We start from the raw sequence: 21,858 nt of genomic DNA on the forward strand, positions 1-21,858 counted from the left end.
CAAGATCAAAGCTTTTAGGGCAACCTCAAGAGGTGTAAGGGATATTAAATTCTTCTTATTCAGATTGTCGAAAATATATGCTTAAAAAAACATCCCCCCCAACTTTTCCGCTTGATCCCTTAATTGTAGATCGTTACAGAAGTTAACTGGTTCATTAGCTATTAGTTCATTAGTAAGATTATAAACTAATGAACAACTGACCATTGAACTAATGAACTATCTATCCTTCAATCGCTTTCCAAAGCATATCCTTCAGTTCTAAAATATTTTTTTCAGCTACTGACGAAATAAATATAGATGGGATATTTGGCAGGTCCTGCTTCATCTCCTCCATCAGTTCTTCATCTAACATATCTGATTTGGTAATGGCTAAAACGTGTGGCTTTTGCATTAATTCGGGATTGTAAGATTCTAATTCGCTTTTAAGAATTTCGTATTCTTCTTTAATTGAGCGGCTTGTATCAGCCGGAACCATAAACAATAGCACCGAATTACGCTCTATATGACGCAGGAAACGGTACCCTAAACCTTTACCCTTTGATGCACCTTCGATAATTCCGGGGATATCGGCCATTACAAAAGATTTTCCACCTCTGTAACTCACAATACCCAGATTAGGAACAATAGTAGTAAATGGATAATCGGCAATTTCTGGCTTAGCAGCCGAAACTACCGAAAGTAAAGTAGATTTTCCTGCATTAGGGAAACCAACGAGACCAACATCGGCTAAAACTTTTAATTCTAAAATGTTCCAAACCTCTTGTCCCTGCTCACCCGGTTGTGCAAAACGTGGTGTTTGCTGAACAGCGTTTTTAAAATGCGCATTACCCAAACCACCACGGCCACCAGCTGTTAAAATCTTCGTTTCGCCATCTTTGGTAATTTCGAAAAGGATTTCTCCGGTTTCAGCATCTTTGGCAATGGTACCAAGTGGAACCTCTAAGATTTCATCCTTACCTTGCTTGCCGAATTTATGGGAACTACCACCAGCGCCACCATCTTCTGCAATGATATGCTTACGGTATTTAAGGTGTAATAATGTCCAGATATGGATACTGCCTTTAACGATAATGTGGCCACCGCGACCACCATCACCGCCATCGGGGCCACCCATTGACGTTAAAATATCACGATGCAAATGTGCCGAACCTGCCCCGCCCTTACCAGAACGGCAACAAATTTTTACATAATCTACGAAATTCGAACCCTGTGACATATTTTAATATTGAAATGTTAATACTGGAACGTTGAAACAACAATTCCTTTAAAATTAAAGAGTTATAACGTTTTAACATTATAACTCTTTGTATGTTTTTAAAATACGACCGGGATAATAAAATTAATCCCAATCCAATTTACTTGATACTAGATACTTGCTACCTGAACCTTACACTTTATATTGATCAATTACAGCGCAAAGATCGTTATATACTCTTTCTATTTCACCAATTCCATTAACTTTATTCAACTTTCCTTGCTCTTCATAATAAGGCAATACATGAATGGTTTTATCAAAGTATTCTGAAATCCGTTTTTTCAATTTTTCAGCGTCATCATCAGGGCGGCCACTGGTTTTATGACGTTCAGCAATACGTTTTGTTAATTCATCCTGATCTACATCTAAAGCGATAACTCCTGCTATTTTACTGCCTTTACGCTCTAAAAATAAATCAAGCTCAACTGCTTGCGGAACGGTACGCGGAAACCCATCAAACACAAACCCCTTAGCATCAGGATTTTTATCCACCTCTTCTTCAAGCATGGCAATCGTAATGGCATCAGGAACCAATTCCCCATCAGCTAACAATTGACTTACTTTTTTTCCTAATTCGGTTTCTCCTTTAACGTGTGCTCTAAAAAGATCGCCTGTTGAAACGTGTACCAACTGATATTTTGTAATCAGCTTTTCAGATTGGGTGCCTTTACCCGCCCCTGGAGGGCCAAAGAGAACTAAATTAAGCATTCAAGTTGTTTAGGTTGTCTTCAAAAATTAAAAAAGCCTTATTCCTATGGCTCTGTTAAAAGTAATATTCAAATCACTGATTAATAGGATTAGACATTGCTTACTTTCGAGGCTGCAAATATATAATTATTAATTTAGATGCCATTTAAAATTGATAATTTATTTAAAAAAGGACTATTTTAATGACATTTATCTTATTCTAAGAAGAATCTTGTGCCATTTTTATATTTAACAGAATTTTCTTCAAATAATCATAAACCTGACCAAACAATTTCTTTTACATATCATGGCGATATCCCGATCTTCTTGTTTCGGTAAGCGTTGTGAAAAAAGAAAATTATTTGGATATTAATATCCGGTCAAAAAGTGTATAAAATACGAATTGATTTATCCATATCTGGCGGATCAGCCCCCAAGATCGACAGTACCTATGGCGACCTTCATACGGCTCAGCTCACGAAAAAACTAAACCTACCAAATTAGGGTTTTGGTATAAAAACCAAAGCACTTGGTATAAAAACGCAGTTTAATACTATTTCAACAGCTTTCTTTGGTTTCATGAAAGCGAAAACTGTACAATACCCATTGTTATTGGAGCGGAAAAAAATTTCCACCAAACTGCATCCGGAAAGAGAAACTTTTCCCTCGATGGGATATAGTACTCTAGCCTGTCTTTCCCATTTTATTTTATGCTACAGGCCTTCCATGCAAATAGCTGAATGGAGACCGTATCCATCTTACACCATGCAGGACAGAGAAATCCGCGCGAAGGTTTGTCTTGTTAACTTGCACTACGCCGGAATTTACAAATTTGGGCAGTATACGGCAGAAATTGACCATGCTAAGGCTGTCTTCAATGAAGAAGCCTGGCTGATCCTCTCCTTTACAAATGATAAGCGCCCCCGCAGACTAAACGGTGAGAAAAACGCCCAACTGTTTAAGTCATTTGATAAGGTATTCCTCTTTGATTTTTTCCATTCCATAATCCATCCCATCAAATAATAATGAAAACAAGTAAAAGAATTATGTTTTCAATCACCGTTTTGCCCCCTTCAAAACCGGCTATTGTACTAACACAGAATAGTACTTCCAAAACCTGTAAGAACATCTAATACCATGCATACAAGACATTCATTAATTTTGTTAGCCTGTTTTCCCTTTTGCTTGTCTGCTCAGGTGCCATCGTCACTAAAAGCATGTATGGACTACGGGCTAAAGCATAACCGTAATAGAACGATCTACGCAAACGAAAAGAAAATTGCCGATGCAAAAGCTAAGGAAATGCTTGCGGCGTACTTACCCACTATCGGGATAAACAGTAGTTTGGATAACAACTTAAAGGTTCAGCAGACGGTCATTCCAGGGGGTATTTTCGGCCCCAATGACATCCGCGTTGCCTTTACTAAAAAAATAAACACCAACCATGTAGCCAGGATTGACCAGACGATTTATGACCAGTCTTTACTGATAGGTTTGAAGGCAAATAGTTATAATGCGCAACAGGCTACCTTAAATGAAAGGCAGAGTGAGGAAACCATTATCTATAATGTAGGAAACGCTTATACCCAGGTTTTCGTTTACCGTGAACAACTACATCTATTGGGTGAGAATCTTCGCACTTATCAACAACAGCAGGAAATCAATGCGTTGAAGGTTAAAAAGGGTGTGCTCCTGCAAAAGGATCTTGATAGGATAAGTGTTGACTACAACAACACTTTCGCCCAAATAAAGGTAGCAGAAAGCAATCTTACCCTCTGCGAAAATCAGTTGAAATTTGAAATGGGATATCCATTGGATCAGCCCCTGGCATTGGACAGTATATCTGCAGAAAAGTTATTCGTTCAGGTATCCCAGCATACGGTTGATTCTGGCCATTTAAACCTGGATAACCGGATTGATTTTCAGCTTTCAAAGATCAATGCAAAACTATTGGAAATTGATCAGAAAAGGATCAAGGCTACTGCAATGCCAAAACTTACAGCTTATGCACAATATGGTGCAATTGGCTTTGGCGACTATCCAGCTTCAGCATTTTCCACACTCACGCCTTACTCGGCTGTAGGGCTGAAACTCAGCATTCCTTTTTTTGATTTCTTGAAACGTAATGCCCAGTATAACCAGGCAAAATACAAAAGTTTGAATGCACAGGAGGAGATAAAGATGAATGAGGATAAATTTAATATTGAATACCTGAATGCGCAGACAAAGGTAATCAAGGAGCAAGGCAACCTGGAAAACAACCGACGTAATATCGCGTTGGCCCAAGCCGTGCTTAATATTACTGATTTGCAGCTCCGAAAGGGCACTACCAATATTACCGAATGGCTAAATGCACAAAATGCGTTAAAAGAGTCACAAAACAATTATCTCAACTCCTTGTACGCCTATTTTCAGGCCCGGATGGAAATCGAAAAAGCTGGTGGCAGCTTAAAAACATTTTATAACGATTTATAGAATCTATATGAAGAAAAAATATATTATCATCATCATACTATTTGCATTAGTGCTTTTGGTGGTTTTTAAGCTATCCTCCAATAAAAAAATCATTAATGAAAAAAACAGGCCCCGGAGCACTCAGAATATCCGGATTCCTGTTAAAACCGCTATGGTATTCCATAAGCAAATCGAATCGGGCATTGTCAAAACCGGAAATCTCATCCCTTATAAGCAAGCCAAAGTATTGGCAGGCGCAAGTGGTACCTTATCGGTTGTAAATTTTAATCTTGGCGATATAGTCGCCGAGGGTCAGTTGCTCGCATTGGCTGATACCAGGGTGCAACAGCTGGAATTGGAAAAAGCGCAAAGCATTGCCTCAAAATTACGTACTGACCTTAATACTTATACTGAACTTCTTCAGGGGCAGGCGGCCACACAGGAACAGGTAAATAATCTGAAGCAGGATTATACGAACGCCCTAAACCAGGTTGCGCAGGCAAAAAAGAATATGAGCAATACGAAAATCAAGGCTCCCATCAGCGGTATGATTGCTTCCAAAATTATTGAGCAGGGCATGTTTATAAATGCCGGGGCAGAGGTTGCAACGATTGTAAACCTGGCTAAAATTAATGTACAAGTGAACTTGAGTGAAGCCGAAGCCTATCAGGTCCACAAAGAGCAGCAGGTCAGGATTAGCACAGATATTTACCCCGGTGAAACATTCGTGGGCAGGGTGAGCTTTATCAGCCCTCAAGCAGACCAGGCAAATAATTTTTTGACCGAAATCCAGGTCGATAATAACTCCAGGATGGCACTTCGCGCCGGAACCTTTGTATATGTAGATTTTCAAACGAAGAATACCGCTCCAGCACTGGTCATTCCCCGCGAAGCCGTTATTCAAAGTATCCAAAAACCGGCGGTATACGTAGTGCAGCATGGCGCAGCGAAACTGCGCACTATCCAGGTGGGACAGGAGGCGGCCGGGTTCATAACAGTTCTATCAGGCCTTAAAGCTGGTGAACAGGTGGTTAGTTCAGGCCAGATTAACTTGAAAGACGGCAGCTTAATCAGCATCCCTAAATAATATAAGCGCCATTTTTAATGGTTCAAGACTATGTGTTAAGTCCAACCACTGTTTAAAGTCTGTTTTATAACAAAAGATAAAGTATATAAGAAATTAAACTTTTCAAAAATGTCTATAGCGGAAATTGCCATCAAGCGGCCCTTGCTTATCATCGTTATATTTACTGTCCTACTCCTTTTTGGAGGTTTGAGTTATTTTAAACTGAGCTATAAACTCTTACCTAATGTAGAGGTGCCAACAGTATCAGTAAGTACAATTTATCCCGGTGCCTCTGCTGCAGAGGTGGAAAGTGCTGTCACCAAAAAACTGGAAGATGCCTTTGCCTCAGTAGAAGGCCTTGAAAAAATCAGTGCCGCTTCTCAACAAGGAGTCTCGCAGATCACCATACAACTGAAAAGCGGTACAGATGTAAATCAGGCAGATCGCAATATACAACGTAAAGCAGACCAGGCGCAGAATGACCTGCCGATAGATATCGATCGGCCGAAAGTCAGTAAAATAAACCTTGAGGAAACCCCTGTGATCAGGGCGGGAGTGACCGCTAATTTATCAGCCAGGGAATTATACGAAATTGTAGATAGGGAGATCCGCCCTATCCTACAAAATGGTACAGGTGTAGGGCAGGTCAATGTAATCGGAGGAGAAGAACGCCAGATACAGGTAAATATCAATCAGGATAAACTAAAAGCCTATGGCTTAAATATTACCCAGGTTAGTGATGCTATTGGAAATGCAAACCGTTCTTTTCCTGCAGGGCTCATCGAAACGCAAAGCCAGGAAGTGGCAATACAATTCGACGCCAATATATCCTCACTCGAACAACTCGGCAAAACGGTGATCAGGCAGCAGGCAGGCATGGGACCGGTTTATTTGAAAGACCTCGGTGAAGTGGTGGATGCCAGTGTTAAAGAGACGGCCGTTAATCACATAAACGGCTTACCCTCCATCGGTATCCAGGTGATCAAACAGACCGATGCCAACGCAGTAGATGTAAGCAAAGGCATCAAAACAATGTTTAACACGCTGGAAAAACAATACAAATCTCAGGGAATACGTTTTATTGTATCGAGCGACCAATCCACATATACACTTAAGTCGGCAAATGCTGTTATGGAAGACCTTGGTTTGGCAGTACTCATCGTTGGTCTTGTAATGCTTGCTTTTTTACATAGTTTCCGCAGTTCGATGTTTGTTATGATAGCCCTCCCCTGCTCTATCATACCAACATTTATTGTGATGTACCTGATGGGTTTCTCTTTGAACCTGATGACACTAATGGCCATGTCGCTGGTTGTTGGAATTCTGGTAGACGATTCGATCGTGGTACTGGAAAATATTTACCGGCACATGGAAATGGGTACTGAGCGTCGGAAAGCGGCACTTGACGGGCGCAATGAAATCGGTTTTACAGCAATTGCCATTACGCTAGTAGATGTAGTGGTCTTTTTGCCTCTTGCCCTCACCGGTGGGATGATCGGGGCCATTCTTAGAGAGTTTTCAGTCGTTGTTATCGTATCTACCCTTATGAGTTTATTCGTTTCTTTTACAGTTACGCCCATGTTATCCAGCAGGTTCGGAAAACTCGAACACCTGGGTAAAAAAAATTGGTGGGACCGTGTTAATATTGCGTTTGAAAATCTTCTTGAGGATGTGAAGGCTGGTTATGGGAATTTTTTGAAGATTATCCTGCAGAAAAAAAGATGGCTCTTATCTGGAGTTCTGTTGTTAATTTTAGGATCTTTTATGCTAATCGGTAAGGGTTTTATAGGCGCCTCCTTCATTCCTTCGGGCGATCAGGGCGAACTTCTGATCAACCTAGAACTTGAACCTTCAGCATCCATCTATCAAACAACAATGATTACCCAACAGGCAGAAAAGATTATCATGTCACAGCCTGAAGTGCATCATGTATTTTCGAGCATAGGGTTTGTGAGCGGAGGAGTTGTGGGATCAAATAACAATGCAAATCGCGCTGAGATAACGATAAATTTGAAAGATAAAAAATACAGGAACTACACGGCAGATGAATTCGGGATAAGAATTCAGCAAAAGCTTAGCGCACATATTCCAGGGGTAAAAGTAACCTCATCAGCCAAATCAATCACAGGTAATGCCAGCTCCATACCTATCCAAATTGCGATAAAGGGCATAGACCGGACAGTGGTAAGAAAAGTTGCTGAGCAATACCGCAGCTTGGTGGCCAGTGTGCCAGGAACACAGTTTGTTCAACTTTCAGTAAAAGATCAAATCAACCAGGTTGAGATACATTTGAATCGGGAGAAGATGTCCCGCTTTGGGCTCAATGCTACGCAGGTGGGATTGTCACTTCAAAATGCGTTTAGTGGCAATAACAAGAGTAAGTTTAAGGAGCAGGGCAATGAGCACGAGATCCTGATAAGCCTGGACCGCTTTGACCGCTCGGCAATGGAAGATGTAGGGAGGCTTTCCTTTACAAATTCCAATGGTCAAAGCTTTAACCTATCGCAATTTGCGCAGATTAACCAAGGCCTGGGCGAAAGTATCCTTCAGCGCATTGACCGCATGGGTTCTATCACTGTTAATGCAAATGTTTCCGGAAGGCCAACTGGTACCGTTTCCAGTGATATAAAAGCAAAAGCGGGTGCATTTAAATTACCACCGGGAATTACTGTTGAGTATCTTGGAGATATAAAAAATCAGGGGGACGCCTTCGCCAGCCTTGGCCTGGCACTGGTTATCGGAATCCTGTTGGTTTACCTGATTATGGTTGCACTTTACGAAAATGCGGTCTACCCATTTGTGGTATTATTTTCCATTCCTGTTGCATTGGTTGGCGCGCTGCTGGCCCTAGCCCTTACCATGGAAACCCTGAATATCTTCTCTATTATAGGTATGATTATGCTGCTTGGATTGGTTTCCAAAAATGCGATCCTGATTGTCGATTTCACCAATCAGCTAAGAACGGAAAAGCGTCTTGAGGTAAAAGCTGCGCTGATTGAAGCGGGAAAAGAGCGTCTGAGGCCAATATTGATGACTACCTTGGCCATGATTTTAGGCATGCTTCCAATTGCTATTGCGAGCGGAGCAGGTTCGGAGATCAAAAACGGAATGGCATGGGTAATCATAGGCGGCCTAACCAGCTCTATGGTGCTGACTTTATTTGTAGTGCCAACCATGTACCTCATTATTGAACAGTTAAGGCTCAAATTCTATAAGAAGTGACTTATTGCTTAGTGAACAAAGAGTACTTAAGCTATGAATTTGGAGCGTTTTTAAATTTTTTGTATTTTTATCTTGAAAACATAGTGCTAGGCAAGATCGATAAAAACAATTAAACCAAATGGAAATGCTAAGTTTCATTATCGTGAAAGCCACACAAGAAAAAGGCTATATTCTTCCAGAAGATTTGGAAGTAGGAAAATCAATGGTTCAACATGACGACAGAACAGCTGTCTATGATGATACTGAACTCGACTATGATGACCAGCTGAACAATCTTAACGGGTTTATAAAATTGTAAAGATAAAATCGCAAAAGCCCTGCCGTTTGACGACAGGGCTTTTTATATTATAATATAAGATATAAAGGAGTACCACTTTACCTAACTATAGTGCCACTTCTGTGATAACCAATAATATAGGTCTATTTTAAACTATTGTTTTTTGAGATAAGTTTTATTACCATTCTTATTAATGTAATATTTTCCGCCGCGTGGACCTGTTATTACCTGCTCTCCGTTAGGACCGGATAGTGTTCTGTCTACCGTAGGCGTATAACTCTTTGTATTGGCAGAATTTTCAGCTTGTGCTGCTGGGGCTGCCTTTTCTTTAGCCGCACTGTAACGTTTATCTGGCGTACCATCTTTCTTAAGTTTTACACCATCAGCATTTGAACTTGGCGCGGCTTTACTTGTGGTAGGAGCTGCTTCTGTTTTAGAAGTATAACGTTTATCAGGTGTGCCGTCTTTTTTTAGCCTCACTCCACTTGCATCTGGACTTGGTGCAGCTTTGCTTGCAGCCGGAATCGCTTCTGCTTTAGAAGCATAGCGTTTATCGGGTGTGCCATCTTTTTTTAGCCTCACTCCACTCGCATTTGGACTTGGTGCAGCTTTACTTGTAGCAGCTGGGACTGCTTCTGTTTTAGAAGCATAACGTTTATCAGGTGTGCCGTCTTTTTTTAGTCTTACTCCACTCGCATTTGGACTTGGTGCAGCTTTGCTTGCAGCCGGAACCGCTTCTGCTTTAGAAGCATAACGTTTATCAGGCGTGCCATCTTTTTTTAGTTTAACACCACTTGTTGATTCCGTTTCTTTTTTAGCACTAGCTTTAGTTCCCTTTTTAGCTTTTGCTGAACCTGATTGTGAAGGTATAGTAGTTTGAGCAAAACTCAGGTTTATATAAAAAACCATAATGACTACCAGCGAAAATAATTTTCTCATAACTTTTTGTTTTATATTAATGGTATGTTAATTTTCATCTCAAACCCGTATCACGATATCAATGATACAATTTACCAAATTTTCTTTACCATGGCAATAAAATCAAGAATATATTAATTAATTAATTTTTTCTTTATATTGTTGAAGATAAGGTATTTTTAAATAATCACATTTATCTCTAGTAGAGGAGTTTGAAGTCTAAATTATTTCAACTTTAAATCAGAAATACATATCCAATCCTTATAGAGCAAACAAATTGTAAATTCACTAGCCTCATAGTCCACTAATTAAGGAAGATGTAATCGTTAAACCAAAACTAATAAACTCAACATCTCTTTATTTTTTTAAAAGCACTTTAAAGGCTGAGACTACTGACACGACAGAAAGAAAAATTGAATACAAATGAATACAAAATAGTTTAAAGAAAATCCTTTCAAAACTGGCTGAAGAAAATCAGATCCTTAATACTCATTGCATTTTGAATTAGGATCGATTATCTTGGACTCTCAAAGTAATGCTCATGATCCTACAAAACAGAATCCAAAATCCAAAAGAACTTGACCATCGGTTAATCGAAAAACAGATCAAATTAGGTTGGGATGTTATCGTACAATTTTCTGATAAATTTTATACCGACAAACTTCTTAATGAGATTAATAACCTTTGCAAGCACTACAACTCTCATTTTGGTATCAGGTTCTATGGGCACACCTTCGACTGTAAAAACCTGGAAAGAATACCTAATGTAAAAAATTTGTCTCTGGATTGCATGTTGGAAGTTAAAAACTTGGAAATCGTTACTAAACTGATGCACCTTGAACGATTTGGACTTGGTGTTTTTGAAATGAAAGAAACCGAAATATTGGGTGCAGAAAATCTCCATAAGATTAAATACCTAATGCTGACAGGCACTAGAATAAAGGCATTTAATTTAGACCACCTAAGAAACTACCACAACTTGACCACACTTATGGTCTGTGGACATACCAAAAACATTGATTCTATAGGAGAACTTGGTCAATTGAATCAACTAAATCTGAATTCAATTTCCAAGGCTCCACTACACTTTATTAATAAACTTAGAGAACTTAAGACCTTAAAGATTATCCTTGGTGGTCGAAGCAATATTGACGAGATAGAAAAAAACAATATTGAAAACTTAGAAATTGTTTGGGTACGAGGTTTTAACAATTTAAGTAATATATCAAACTTTGGGAAGTTAAAAACTTTGCGAGTTGAGGACAATATACAATTAAAGGAACTGCAGTTTGATCAACCCTTAAAAGACCTAGAAGATATTAAGCTATTGAACTGCAAAGCCCTTACCACATTTACAGGTATAGATAAATTAAACAAACTAAACCATCTTAGAATCTACAAAACTGCAATTGACTTCGAAAATTTCCTTAAGCTTCCCCGACCAGACTCACTGAAAACTCTTGCCTTTTATACCACTAAGGCTAAAACAGATAAGGTTATAAAGGAAAGACTTAAATCTATGGGATACACTGACGGTCTAGACAGAGATTAGAATTCTATTAAAGCAAAAAGCCTTAGATTTCTCTAAGGCTTCTATCTGTGCACATCTAGGGACGCCACTTGAACAAATAATTCCATTACTAACACTGTTCGATAATGTGGAACGCAGGAAAAAATAGCCCATTTGTGATAGCGAGAAGGCTGTTTCTAAATTTATTCCCTTGAATCTGAAAAATTGGAAAATTAGTTTTTTAGCTAAAAAAACAACTAAAAAAACGTCCAAAAAAAGCAAAAAAATGTATTTTTGGGATCAGAATTGAACCCCATTTAAACACTAATAAAACATGTTTTTGAACCATTTTTCAATTCAGTATGCGAATTTTTCAAAAATGTCCAAAATTGGAGACAAGCCAGGTTTTTGTGAGATTTTAAATAAAACACTTTTAGGAAGACTTTGAAGGGAGACCTCTCGCTAACTGAAATTAAAATCTACTATTGCAATTAACAGTAAAAATATTCTGCCTATTTTTTATTTTACCCATCCAATCAACAAAATTGCTTTCTGCTAAATTTAGCGTAAATTTCACTTCATCCATCACTTAAAGCGCAGCAAAAAAATAGCCATCTTCCAAAAAGTGGTAACGGCTATTTTATGTATCTCAGCATTATTAATCTATTTCATTGTAATGCGATCCCGACTCCTTTCTATTTTCAATAGGTTCAACTTGGTAGAAATATCGCGCCAATAGGCCTGCCGCTTCTGATCAAAACGGTGCATTTCAGGCGCATACTCGCTGTGCAGGTAATGGATATAATCGGCCACCTGATAGATGGCTGCCTGCAGGTCATCTATTTCAATTAGATTTCTTTCATTATCGGTAATATACTCTTTCATGGCTATAGATTTTAAGTATAGATCAATTCGACCGCCTGTTTAAATTTTTCATTGCCCGAATGGCTGGCATATTTTACAATGCGGTCATTGACAAAAAGAGCCGTATAACCATAAAAAAGCTGATCGGAAAACACTTTGCTGTTCTTACGCATCGTATGGCCATGCTTTTTTAGTAAAGACGCACATTCTTCGGAAAGGCTAAACCAATAATCAAAGGGCATAAATCCGTTATCCCAATTCATTTTATAATCTTGATGGTTTGCCCTGAAATCAGCGCAGACCTCTTCAAGGTGATCCAGCAGCGCGGGCATTTCATCGGGGAAGAGTTCAAATAAAAGTCTCCCCTTGCCCGTATTGGTTAATTCATGTAAAGCTTTCATAATCTGATAAATTAAGCTAGGGGCAGCAGCGCCCCAGCTGGACAAATATTAGTTTACTTTGGCAGCGATCAGCTTCGCCCAGTAAAGCGCGTTAGCAGAAATATGGCGTTGCCAAGCCCCTTGCGAACCACTCCAGCGGAAACCGTGGCGTTTTAACTCCCTGCGGATTTCTTCCACCGGTTTGCCCTCAAAAATCATTTGCAGCCGCCCTCCCTCTTTGTTCTCCCATACCCTAACGCTGCCAATCTGCATATCAAATTCAGCCCTTGCCTCGATTGCTTCCAGCATTTTAATGCGGCTTTCTACCGTTTTGATCTTTGCATTGTTATTGGTCAGACTATAAGAAGGGAAACCAACAAAATTACGGCGACTGGTATCATTCAGCTCTCCCCACATTTCAGCCGTAGCCGAGGGCAACATTAAAAAAGCTGCTTTATTCTGTCTGCGCAAACACCTGTTTGCTGCTTTCATAAAATTTTGCAAAGCCTGTAGCCTGGCAAGCTTATCTTTTAATTTCGATAGCGCTTCGGGATCATCTGAAAAAATTGCATCATTTGAAGCAATGGTTTCGGCCTTATCTGCATAATAGGCCGCCTTTTTCTGCTTTTCAACAGACTTACCCATGGTATCATGTATTTTTTCCCTGTATCTGCGGTCACGCTTTTCGCTGTGATGACCGACCAAAATCGGCTGCCCCATTGGAATAACGGAGGCCATGTCCGCGGCAGAATGATAAAGCTGGTCGGATTCCTTTTCGTTTTTTTTGCCCAGAGCTCTCGCATGATTGATGCGGTTTTCTTTGCGCTCATTAAAATCGTGTTTCATCTCTTTAAAAATTAAATCAAAAAATAAATGCCCCCTGACCGACTAGCCAAAGGGCATCAGCATTTTAAGCAGGGATAAAAATCTCGCTTTCGATCTCCGCCAATTTATCCACGCAAAGACGGTTAACATCCGCCGCTACAGCTTTAATGATAAAAGGGTTTTTGGTCGAAAACTCCCTACCATTATCATCCTCAATGGTCAGCGTACAGCCCTGATAAAAATTAACATCTGTCTCCTCCGCATCATCCTGCTGCGCCACCTCGAAAGCCTCTAAAGTGCCAATGGTTTCCAGTAACTTGCCCCTTTGATTGATGCGGCGTGTCAGATCCAAAGCCAGTTTAATCGTAGAATCCAAATTGCGGGCAGCTTTAACCTCCATCGCAGCCGTTTTACCCCCCTCTTTCTCCCCAGCCCCAGTTTCCCCTTTTTCGGCATCCATTTTTGCTTTCAGGGTTTCTACCTTCGCCCCCTCGCCAGCTTTTACCGCTGTTTTACCGTTACCCGAAGGCTTATCAAAATCCTTATTCGGCACTATCGCACTGCCACCATTGGAAGCCGCAGCAGCACCACCAGCTAAGCCATTAGCTTTATTATCAACTGAACCATTATTTGCAATTGCACTAGAATTAATTACTGTCGTTTTCATAAATTCAAAATTTAAATGTGAATGAAAAGAAATTAAAACAGCCGCCATCAGCGGCCAGTCCCTCAGCGCCACCAGCGCAGCAGGGTCAAAAAACCGGAATCGGCGGGCTTCTGCCTTTAATTGTATTCATGGTACTATGGGTTAAAAAAATATCAGTCGGCAGGAGCCTCCTGCCTTTTTGATAGTCACCCTCACCTGAACACAATCCATTTTTCAAGACAAGACTTTGCGGAAAAAAAAACCTCGGGAGCGCAGCGAACAGGGAAGATTTTTTTCCAGCAAACCCGCAGGGCACCGGTCTTGGCGGAAAATGGATTGTTCAGAAATTTGTGCTCAAAAAAGGTAGAAGCAAAATTTTCTGCAGGTAAAAGCACTTAATCGCTCACATCTATCTTGATTCATCCCAAACCAATCATCCACCAAAAACCCTGAGCATTTAATCCATAAAAAAACCAAAATAAAAAAAGACCCCGACGAGTGCCAGAGGCAAAAAATTAGAAACAATCAAACTAACACCGTATGTGTAATCCAAAGATTCTGGCACTAAAATCCCTGTATTTTGAAAAAGTAACAAAGCGGCTTTCTTCCGCCCTTATTATCCACTACAAACATGTTATTGTAATTGATCAGAAGACCTGCAAAATGCCCGGCATGTATATCTACATCAATGCTAATAACTTTTCCACCATAACAACTGGCGATATTCTCATCCAGGATGGTATTCCTGACTTTGATATGTTAACATCAAACGCTTTTAAGGTGTTGCCAACAAAATCGGCAATTTCCTTTGGCTCGATAAAATACCCCGGTACCAGAAATGTGAGCCCGTACCAAACAGTTCATTTTTGTCCAGGTACAGGTCGTTTCTTTTTACATCACAATAAGGTCTGCATAATGCATTGGGCTGGGCAACAGAGTAATTCATTTTCAGGATTTCAGGTGATATCCCGGCATGCATAAATAGCAGACTACCAATTTTTTGATGATGTTTTTTGACCGCAGCAAGTCTCCCAGTTCCGAGCCCTTACTGAAGAGTTCGAGATATTCTCGTGATGGTTGACCGTTACTGTCCAGATATTTCTGATCAACACATGGGTAATCTCCTGACATATTCATAATGTCGTAGTTACCAAAAATAATATGGACATAACCCCCGGTTTTTTTGCTTCGCTTTCCGGTTCTGTCAGGAAACGCAGCAGTTCAACAACCTGTTTTCCACGGTCAAACAGATCGCCGTAAATAACCAAATGGCCTTTACTAAAGTTCCAAATTCCATTTTTAGTGAGACCTTTATTTACGATTAAAAAATTTTTAAAGCCTCTCAGTTCTCCTTCGATGTCCGATACAGAAAGTGTAAAACCTATAAATCAATAAGTTAAACAGAAAAGGATACAATTACGCAACAGCTATTTTTAGACTATTCCAACCTAATACAGTGATAAAAATTCTATTCTAAAAAACAAAATTTCTAACCCAAACTTTAGAAATTTTGATCCTCAGATAAAATTTGATTCTATCATTATTAATATGGTAAACTGTCTACTATTACTCAGAGAAAAAAGCTTAATTAGAATTGCTCTTCCCCTTCGGAGGTTTGTTGAAGGGTATTATTAGATATTCCGATAATGCAGGCAGCAATTCGTTTATCGATATCCTCTCCAAGAATACAACCTTCAATCATTTCAGAGAGCTGATCGGGCTCAAATTGAATTTCTTTGTAGTCATTTTTCAGACTCGCTAAATTAAGTATTGTCTTTTTTCTTCTCAGCAGTTCTCTTTTACGTTTGAGGATTGGCTGCAAGATTTGTATCCATTCCTCAGCCAACCTTTCGTAGTCAAACACTTCGTTCGATTTTCCCATAATCGCGTTTAACATTTCCTGGTAGGATACTTTTATATCAGCATCGATTTTTTTGTTTTTTAATTTCATTATCAGAATATACTCCACTACCTCCAAAGCGCGTTTTTTCTTAGGCGGTAATAATTCCCGTTCTTTTGTTCTAAAAAAAACAATGTACTGCCGCAAACTATCTTGATCCCAGGGTATACTTACAGATTCTCCGCTCAGCCCCTCCCTAAGGTGTTGACAAACATCAGGGTAATCAGTGTGTATATCGTTTTGGCCATCAATAAAGTACCATCGTGGACTTTTGTTTTTCCCACCTCTTAACGCGATGAAACACCAATTACTTTCGCATTTGATGAAGCTAACCTTTGTTTTAACCTCGGACGATACGTTTCTGAACTGTTCGTATAGTTCTTCTTTGATTAATGCCGTTTTGCCCTCTTTCAAATCGACAATGAATTGAAAACTATCGTGTATTCCTGTCCAGGACTCATCCTTGTCAACAAACTCTTTGAACTCGCGTATCATGTCTTTTGTGGAATTGAGTTGTTCAAATCTCCGCTCCTTTAGCGCTTCTGGGAGATCGAAATTTGCTCCATAGATCTGCTCAACCATTTCATTGGTCGCAAACAGTCTTTCGTCGGTTTTCATGGCATATTCTTCAGAGTCTACTGGCCAATAAATATCGATCGCTGCATGCATACTATCCATGCGGTCTGCCCTTCCAATCCTTTGTTCGACCACGCGCAGTACGCTGGGTGTGTCTAGAAGAAATACACAGGAGGCCTTTTGGAGGTCCACACTTTCTGACATTTTATCTGAGCATAATGCAATACACTTTCCATTATGTTCTGATTCAAGCCGATAATATTCCATTATTTTTTGGCTTCCAGCATCTGTTTCACTGCCCGATGCCACGAGAATTTCCTTTTCAGGATAATGTTCTAAAAATAACTTCCTAAAATAGTATAGTGTGATAACTGTACTATCAAAGGCAAGGATTTTATCATGATGAGCAGAAATAAGTGCCATTTCTGCCACTTTGCCTAACTCTCTGCTGTTTGAAAGCTTTTTTGCAAGCTGAGAAATTTTGTTATAAATATCATACTCTCTTTGACAGGCTTGTTGATATGCTTCAATATCGGTCAGCCAATCTGGAAAGTATTCTTTTTTAAATTTTTGATATATGGACGGAAGCTCACCCGACTCCAGTATTTTTCTTAACACACCTAGTTTATCTCCCGAATCATTATTCTTTCCATCAAACTCAAACTCTTCCATAGCTTTTTTTGAACCCTCAATATGCTCTACCAATGCCACTTTGGAGGATCTCAATCTGGCCCTAATTACATATATAGACAGCTGTTTACTCCCATGCAGTCTTTGCTGGATTATTGACCTTAAGGTATCCTCGCTCGAGACCTCGAACTTGGGTTTGTTGAACCTAGTTAGATAAGTAATTCCCTTGATTTGCTTCGAAAGTTCATTTATTTCATGGACAATTTCTTTGTCTTTTTTCGACTCAGTAGTGCTATAGGTCAGTTCGCGCTGCTTTGGAAACTTGCAGGTAGCCCCAAGGTTATTGTGATAGCTTTTTTCATCCTTCTCAATTTCTTTATTCAGCCCTTTTTTCGTTCTCCTGACCGTAAATTTACTGATGAACTTTCGCAGATTTCTAATATTTTCCGGCTTATTTCTAAGATAAGGCTTCAGAACCAATTCTTGATAGTTTATAAAATCAATGTCTGTTAGATTATCCACATCCAGCAAATCTATAAGTCTAAGGATGTCCTCTACCTTTCTACTTATTGGAGTAGCGGTTACCAAAATTTTATAGTCTGCCCTATTATCCTTTATTAGATTTGTCCGATTCGATTCTGAAGATAAATAATTATGCGCTTCATCTATCACCAAAATATTTGCTAAATTGAGATCTTCAATAAGTTTTTTTCTATTTTGCCCTGTTGAGTTGCTCAATAAGCCATGAGAAATCTGGGTATGATTGATCCTGTTAAAGGCTTTAAACTCGCGCCCCCATTTTTCTAAAACCAATGGCGGGCATACAATGACTGATTCTGTCCGGTAATTTTTACCTATATCATAAAGCCAGTGCTGCAATGACAAAACTACGGAGGTGCATAACTTGGTTTTTCCTGCCCCAGTCGGATCTGCAATTAGCACATTCGAGTGGCTTTGCAATATCGATATTGCCTGGGCGAGTCCTTTCCATTGAGTTGGCCAAAGCCTTGTACGTTCCAGTTTGCTGATAATATCCTTATATTCATTTAGCCAATTTCCTTCCAAAACCTCTGCTATTGCCCGGGCGAGCGCTTCTTCCCAACTGGCTTTGCTTATCAGATTCCTTAAGAGATCAATCACTTTTTCATTATAAGGTTCGGAATCCTCATAGTAGCTATCAGCTATCAATTTAATATCCTTATATTGCTGTTGCTCAAAAGGGTTAGTGTAATTATTTTTTACTCTTATATTCGCTTCTTCCTGACTTGCCAACCCATTATTACTGAAATTCGAAGACCCCATAACTGCAAATTGGTCGCCAACATATATTTTTGCATGGAGCTTATCTCTAAAGCGAAATTCCAAAAGACCACGGTTGATTTTATCTATAAGATGCATCACTGCACCTCCCTGCATAATTGAAAGACCCCGTTTTAACCAATAATCTTTTATCTCTTTGTCAAGACCTAACCGTGGATACTTTTTTCTACCTTTTATGTTGGGTTCAAATCCGATTAGGATGCGGACCAAACGGTTGCTTTTGAAATCCTTTGTACCAAAAAGGTCAATAAGGTTGGATAGAGAAGTGAATCCAGTAATGATTATATACTCGGAACTTTCTTCTATATCGGTATATACCACACTCCTAACCGTTCGGGACAGTGCTTTTAGATTTAACGGAAAAAGGCTTTGGTCCGGCCATTTCGGTGTATCAAAATCTATTGTAATTTGTAAACTTTGGTTATCCTCTGTATTTGGGCACATGGATCGAGATTAATTGTAGATTACATAAATCTAATGAAAAACTTTAATTATTCAATTTTTCAAAAAATTGATCCTGGTGTCAGGCTTTCCAAGATGTAAAAAGACATTCCAGAGATGCAATTGTGGCGATGAATAATCAATTTTTGAGATATTGTATCGTTTAGTCTAGTTCAAAACCCGTGACTATCATAGCATTTATGGGGAGACATCTGATGAATCATTACTCTACTTCTAATCTCCATAACAACTCAAAAAGTGGCAATATTGCCACGAATTATTATCCAAAAATGCTCGAATTTCATCCCAATGAAAATTGTGTATCAATCCACCTATCAACTTATCGGCAACAACATTAAGCGGCTCCGAAAAGAGCAAGGTCTTTCACAGGAAGAGTTAGCTAACCGTTGTGAACGCATTGATCGGTCTAAGATTAGTGATATCGAGAATGCGAAGGAGGATTTTATGCTCTCAACGTTACTTGAGGTCTGTGCAGCACTTGACCAGGAATTATCTGTGGTTTGCTCGCTACCATCACCGAAAGCTACTCATGAATAAGCATGCTGGAACCAATTTAAAATCTAACGCTCAACAATAAAAAATGAATTACGCTATCATAGCCGAAAACGATGAATCACTTTGGCATGACCAAACCGGAGAAACCTATCACTTTCCAAAGACCTATCAGAAACTGCTGTTGCCAGGAACCCAAATTATTTACTATAAGGGCCGAATGTTAAAAAAAACGTTTAAGGATAAACGCATGACACCTGCCCCATACTATTTCGGGACAGCAGTCATTGGTCATGTATATCCAGATCCTGATTCAAGTAAAGGTGATCTTTATGCAGATATTGAACATTTTACACGTTTTTCATATCCAATTGAAATTACTCAAAATGGAACTTATCTGGAATCCATTCCAGATTCAAAGAAGACCAATTATTGGCGCAATGGTGTACGTGGTATCTCGCTAGAAGTTTATCAGCGTATCATTTCTCTTTCCGACCGGACGGATGAAAATCAGACCAATGATAAAAATCAAGGAGAAAGCGAAAGCTATACCAGTACCGAAGGTCGAAAAAAATTGGTTATGACTACGGTTTACGAGCGAGATCCCAATCTTCGCTCAAGGGCTATAGAAATCCATGGCTTAAGCTGTATGGCCTGTGCGGTCAATTTTAGGGAACTTTATGGAGAATGGGGAGAAGGATTCATCCACGTCCACCATACCAAACCGGTAGCAGAAGGAGTTCGCGAGGTATCTCCCAAAGAAGATATGATCGTACTCTGCCCCAACTGTCATTCGATGATCCATAGAAAAAAGAATGTTACGTTAACTCTCGAACAGCTCAAAGCGATCTTAAGAAAGAAATAGTCGGCCCCTCGCCCATTTGATTTGTCCAAAGGACCGCTTTACCCCCTGACGCAGATTGAATTACGCCATAGTTTTCCATAAATTCGGCCGATTTCCATTTTTCAACATTTTTTACTGTTCGCTATTAAGCTTTTTGCGAATCCGGGCGATAAACCTATCTTCATGGGTAATTATTTCGGCCATTTTCATTCCACTATTGACATTAACACCATCAACTATAAACCTTATTTGATTTCTGCCAACCCCATATAGAGACTCTGAATGTGATTTATCAATGGGAATCTCTTTGGATAGCGGATAAAGCAAACCACTCATAATCATATCTACACCATAATAACCGGCATACGAATGGATCTGATGTAGGTCCGCTCTATCAACGTCCCGGTTGATCATGTCCATTTTTTTGAACTTCGCATCAAATACAGCTATCTTTCCCGTTTCTCGATGCCTCATGACCAGATCAGGAAACATTTGACGGCCGTAAAACTGGTCTTGGTAATATTTAATATCCTCCTGAGCGCTGACTGACCAATCATTGAAGTTACGCGAAAGGAGTTTTTCCAAGTAAAGTTCAAAAAGTTCAGCAATATCAAAAAGATGTCCTCTAGTAGGTGTTTTTTGGTCAGTTTCGTCGGGTTTGAGATCCTCGTTTAGTAAGATAATCTCGGCATATTCCAGCACACGCTTAAATCCCGAAAACATCGGACTATTTATCGATCGATGTCCTTTCGCCTTTTGTATTGTCTGTTTTGTGGCGTAATTACCAGAATACATCTGCTTGAGAAGTTGTCCAATGCCTACCAGACGGCTATGGATTTCTTTACCAAAAACAGACTCCAGTTTACGAATAGCCAGATATAATACGTCTATAATTTCCTGCACATAGACCCGGTCTCGGAAAATCGAGGTAAGTTTTCCTTTAAATGGGATATTACTTTTCAGATAGGTATTGAAATCAACCCGTCCCCTTACCTTATTACTGCATTCGCTTTTTGTTACATATTCTTGCGGTAAACCTAATACCGATGCCTTTTCCAGCCCCTGAATAAATAAGTGAGCGATAATAAAAAGAAATTGGTTTTCGGACCGATCTTTTTGAGCATTGGTTTTCTCGTTGTCGATATATACTTCACAAACGAAATTAAGCATCCTTTTTAAAAAAGCATCTCCGTATCTTGAGGAGATATTGATCTTACAACCATTGTGAAAAAGGGTACCCGCATACAGCCCTGTCTGTATGATATAGCGCTTCTGTTTATCCTCTTTCGTATACAACCTCAAAACCATCCGATCACGATCCGGTTTAAAGGGTTTTCTTTTGTCAAAATTGAATAATTTTACGTTTTGAAACCTTTCTTCATCTAAATTAAGCTCAAGCAAACCCGAAAATAGTTTTTCCACTCCCCTGAGATTAGACCGCTTCACGCTGAAAGCTGATGCTAGCTCTTCTTGGAAAATGGGTTTCTCCTCATAAAAATTGTGGTTGACAGGTATCGTGATCTTCATAGG

18 protein-coding genes are annotated in these 21,858 nt (G+C 39.5%); 9 read left to right on the forward strand and 9 right to left on the reverse strand.

The genetic code is table 11. The annotated features are described in order from the left end of the window. Window positions 1-220: 220 nt before the first annotated feature. Together obgE and HDC90_RS22085 are read right to left on the reverse strand one after the other, a co-directional pair. On the reverse strand, window positions 221-1,216 hold the full coding sequence (gene obgE, locus HDC90_RS22080; protein WP_184470296.1) for a GTPase ObgE: 996 nt from the start codon (window positions 1,214-1,216) through the stop codon (window positions 221-223). Window positions 1,217-1,387: 171 nt separating this feature from the next. Next, window positions 1,388-1,963, reverse strand: a complete 576-nt coding sequence (locus HDC90_RS22085; RefSeq protein ID WP_184470298.1) for an adenylate kinase — start codon at window positions 1,961-1,963, stop codon at window positions 1,388-1,390. A 558-nt stretch (window positions 1,964-2,521) separates the two neighbouring features. Between HDC90_RS22085 and HDC90_RS22090 the strand changes: the two genes are divergently transcribed. The 5 genes from HDC90_RS22090 (at window position 2,522) to HDC90_RS22110 (ending at window position 8,982) form a co-directional block, all read left to right on the forward strand. After that, on the forward strand, window positions 2,522-2,965 hold the full coding sequence (locus HDC90_RS22090; RefSeq protein ID WP_184470300.1) for a hypothetical protein: 444 nt from the start codon (window positions 2,522-2,524) through the stop codon (window positions 2,963-2,965). Window positions 2,966-3,163: 198 nt separating this feature from the next. Further along, the gene (locus HDC90_RS22095) at window positions 3,164-4,417 is read left to right on the forward strand and encodes a TolC family protein (protein ID WP_221451929.1); all 1,254 of its coding nucleotides are present in this window, start codon (window positions 3,164-3,166) and stop codon (window positions 4,415-4,417) included. A 7-nt stretch (window positions 4,418-4,424) separates the two neighbouring features. After that, on the forward strand, window positions 4,425-5,483 hold the full coding sequence (locus tag HDC90_RS22100; protein ID WP_184470304.1) for an efflux RND transporter periplasmic adaptor subunit: 1,059 nt from the start codon (window positions 4,425-4,427) through the stop codon (window positions 5,481-5,483). Between the two features lie 108 nt (window positions 5,484-5,591). After that, on the forward strand, window positions 5,592-8,684 hold the full coding sequence (locus HDC90_RS22105) for an efflux RND transporter permease subunit (RefSeq protein ID WP_184470306.1): 3,093 nt from the start codon (window positions 5,592-5,594) through the stop codon (window positions 8,682-8,684). Between the two features lie 118 nt (window positions 8,685-8,802). Then, on the forward strand, window positions 8,803-8,982 hold the full coding sequence (locus HDC90_RS22110) for a hypothetical protein (protein ID WP_184470308.1): 180 nt from the start codon (window positions 8,803-8,805) through the stop codon (window positions 8,980-8,982). Between the two features lie 132 nt (window positions 8,983-9,114). Here the strand turns inward: HDC90_RS22110 and HDC90_RS22115 are convergent, their stop codons facing one another. Then, window positions 9,115-9,900 carry a hypothetical protein gene (locus tag HDC90_RS22115; protein ID WP_184470358.1) on the reverse strand — a complete coding sequence of 262 codons (786 nt, stop codon included), beginning with the start codon at window positions 9,898-9,900 and terminating at the stop codon, window positions 9,115-9,117. 520 nt (window positions 9,901-10,420) lie between these two features. On the opposite strand from HDC90_RS22115, the gene HDC90_RS22120 reads away from it, so the two are divergent. Further along, window positions 10,421-11,431 (forward strand): hypothetical protein, encoded by a 1,011-nt coding sequence (locus tag HDC90_RS22120; protein ID WP_184470310.1) that lies wholly within the window; start codon window positions 10,421-10,423, stop codon window positions 11,429-11,431. Between the two features lie 621 nt (window positions 11,432-12,052). Here the strand turns inward: HDC90_RS22120 and HDC90_RS22125 are convergent. The 4 genes from HDC90_RS22125 to HDC90_RS22140 form a co-directional block, all read right to left on the reverse strand. Continuing rightward, window positions 12,053-12,274, reverse strand: coding sequence for a hypothetical protein (locus HDC90_RS22125; RefSeq protein ID WP_184470312.1), 222 nt, complete (start codon window positions 12,272-12,274; stop codon window positions 12,053-12,055). Window positions 12,275-12,285: 11 nt separating this feature from the next. Further along, the gene (locus HDC90_RS22130) at window positions 12,286-12,654 is read right to left on the reverse strand and encodes a hypothetical protein (RefSeq protein ID WP_184470314.1); all 369 of its coding nucleotides are present in this window, start codon (window positions 12,652-12,654) and stop codon (window positions 12,286-12,288) included. A 48-nt stretch (window positions 12,655-12,702) separates the two neighbouring features. Further along, complete coding sequence (locus tag HDC90_RS22135; protein ID WP_184470316.1) at window positions 12,703-13,479, reverse strand: DUF3560 domain-containing protein; 777 nt, start codon at window positions 13,477-13,479, stop codon at window positions 12,703-12,705. Window positions 13,480-13,543: 64 nt separating this feature from the next. Continuing rightward, complete coding sequence (locus tag HDC90_RS22140; protein WP_184470318.1) at window positions 13,544-14,125, reverse strand: hypothetical protein; 582 nt, start codon at window positions 14,123-14,125, stop codon at window positions 13,544-13,546. Window positions 14,126-14,644: 519 nt separating this feature from the next. Between HDC90_RS22140 and HDC90_RS22145 the strand changes: the two genes are divergently transcribed. Continuing rightward, entirely contained in the window at window positions 14,645-15,085 is a 441-nt protein-coding gene (locus HDC90_RS22145) for a hypothetical protein (RefSeq protein ID WP_184470320.1), read from the forward strand. Between the two features lie 607 nt (window positions 15,086-15,692). On the opposite strand, the gene HDC90_RS22150 is transcribed toward HDC90_RS22145, so the two are convergent. Then, on the reverse strand, window positions 15,693-18,974 hold the full coding sequence (locus tag HDC90_RS22150) for an SNF2-related protein (protein ID WP_184470322.1): 3,282 nt from the start codon (window positions 18,972-18,974) through the stop codon (window positions 15,693-15,695). Window positions 18,975-19,280: 306 nt separating this feature from the next. Here HDC90_RS22150 and HDC90_RS22155 point away from each other — a divergent pair, with 306 nt between their 5' ends. Further along, complete coding sequence (locus tag HDC90_RS22155) at window positions 19,281-19,529, forward strand: helix-turn-helix domain-containing protein (protein WP_184470324.1); 249 nt, start codon at window positions 19,281-19,283, stop codon at window positions 19,527-19,529. Window positions 19,530-19,572: 43 nt separating this feature from the next. Next, entirely contained in the window at window positions 19,573-20,349 is a 777-nt protein-coding gene (locus tag HDC90_RS22160) for an HNH endonuclease (RefSeq protein ID WP_184470326.1), read from the forward strand. Window positions 20,350-20,460: 111 nt separating this feature from the next. Here HDC90_RS22160 and HDC90_RS22165 read toward each other — a convergent pair whose 3' ends face one another. Beyond that, window positions 20,461-21,855, reverse strand: a complete 1,395-nt coding sequence (locus HDC90_RS22165) for an McrC family protein (protein WP_184470328.1) — start codon at window positions 21,853-21,855, stop codon at window positions 20,461-20,463. Between the last annotated feature and the right edge of the window lie 3 nt (window positions 21,856-21,858).

The organism is Pedobacter sp. AK013 (genome assembly GCF_014205835.1).
Taxonomy (GTDB): domain Bacteria; phylum Bacteroidota; class Bacteroidia; order Sphingobacteriales; family Sphingobacteriaceae; genus Pedobacter.

Excerpts from the sequence above, each read along its gene's own strand:
- HDC90_RS22130 (WP_184470314.1), bottom strand. The coding sequence starts at position 12,654 with ATGAAAGCTTTACATGAATTAACCAATACGGGCAAGGGGAGACTTTTA.
- HDC90_RS22150 (WP_184470322.1), bottom strand. The coding sequence starts at position 18,974 with ATGTGCCCAAATACAGAGGATAACCAAAGTTTACAAATTACAATAGAT.
- HDC90_RS22115 (WP_184470358.1), bottom strand. The coding sequence starts at position 9,900 with ATGAGAAAATTATTTTCGCTGGTAGTCATTATGGTTTTTTATATAAAC.
- HDC90_RS22090 (WP_184470300.1), top strand. The coding sequence starts at position 2,522 with ATGAAAGCGAAAACTGTACAATACCCATTGTTATTGGAGCGGAAAAAA.
- HDC90_RS22105 (WP_184470306.1), top strand. The coding sequence starts at position 5,592 with ATGTCTATAGCGGAAATTGCCATCAAGCGGCCCTTGCTTATCATCGTT.
- HDC90_RS22145 (WP_184470320.1), top strand. The coding sequence starts at position 14,645 with ATGTGTAATCCAAAGATTCTGGCACTAAAATCCCTGTATTTTGAAAAA.
- HDC90_RS22095 (WP_221451929.1), top strand. The coding sequence starts at position 3,164 with ATGGACTACGGGCTAAAGCATAACCGTAATAGAACGATCTACGCAAAC.
- HDC90_RS22165 (WP_184470328.1), bottom strand. The coding sequence starts at position 21,855 with ATGAAGATCACGATACCTGTCAACCACAATTTTTATGAGGAGAAACCC.
- HDC90_RS22110 (WP_184470308.1), top strand. The coding sequence starts at position 8,803 with ATGGAAATGCTAAGTTTCATTATCGTGAAAGCCACACAAGAAAAAGGC.
- HDC90_RS22125 (WP_184470312.1), bottom strand. The coding sequence starts at position 12,274 with ATGAAAGAGTATATTACCGATAATGAAAGAAATCTAATTGAAATAGAT.
- HDC90_RS22155 (WP_184470324.1), top strand. The coding sequence starts at position 19,281 with ATGAAAATTGTGTATCAATCCACCTATCAACTTATCGGCAACAACATT.
- HDC90_RS22140 (WP_184470318.1), bottom strand. The coding sequence starts at position 14,125 with ATGAAAACGACAGTAATTAATTCTAGTGCAATTGCAAATAATGGTTCA.
- HDC90_RS22100 (WP_184470304.1), top strand. The coding sequence starts at position 4,425 with ATGAAGAAAAAATATATTATCATCATCATACTATTTGCATTAGTGCTT.
- obgE (WP_184470296.1), bottom strand. The coding sequence starts at position 1,216 with ATGTCACAGGGTTCGAATTTCGTAGATTATGTAAAAATTTGTTGCCGT.
- HDC90_RS22160 (WP_184470326.1), top strand. The coding sequence starts at position 19,573 with ATGAATTACGCTATCATAGCCGAAAACGATGAATCACTTTGGCATGAC.
- HDC90_RS22135 (WP_184470316.1), bottom strand. The coding sequence starts at position 13,479 with ATGAAACACGATTTTAATGAGCGCAAAGAAAACCGCATCAATCATGCG.
- HDC90_RS22085 (WP_184470298.1), bottom strand. The coding sequence starts at position 1,963 with ATGCTTAATTTAGTTCTCTTTGGCCCTCCAGGGGCGGGTAAAGGCACC.
- HDC90_RS22120 (WP_184470310.1), top strand. The coding sequence starts at position 10,421 with ATGATCCTACAAAACAGAATCCAAAATCCAAAAGAACTTGACCATCGG.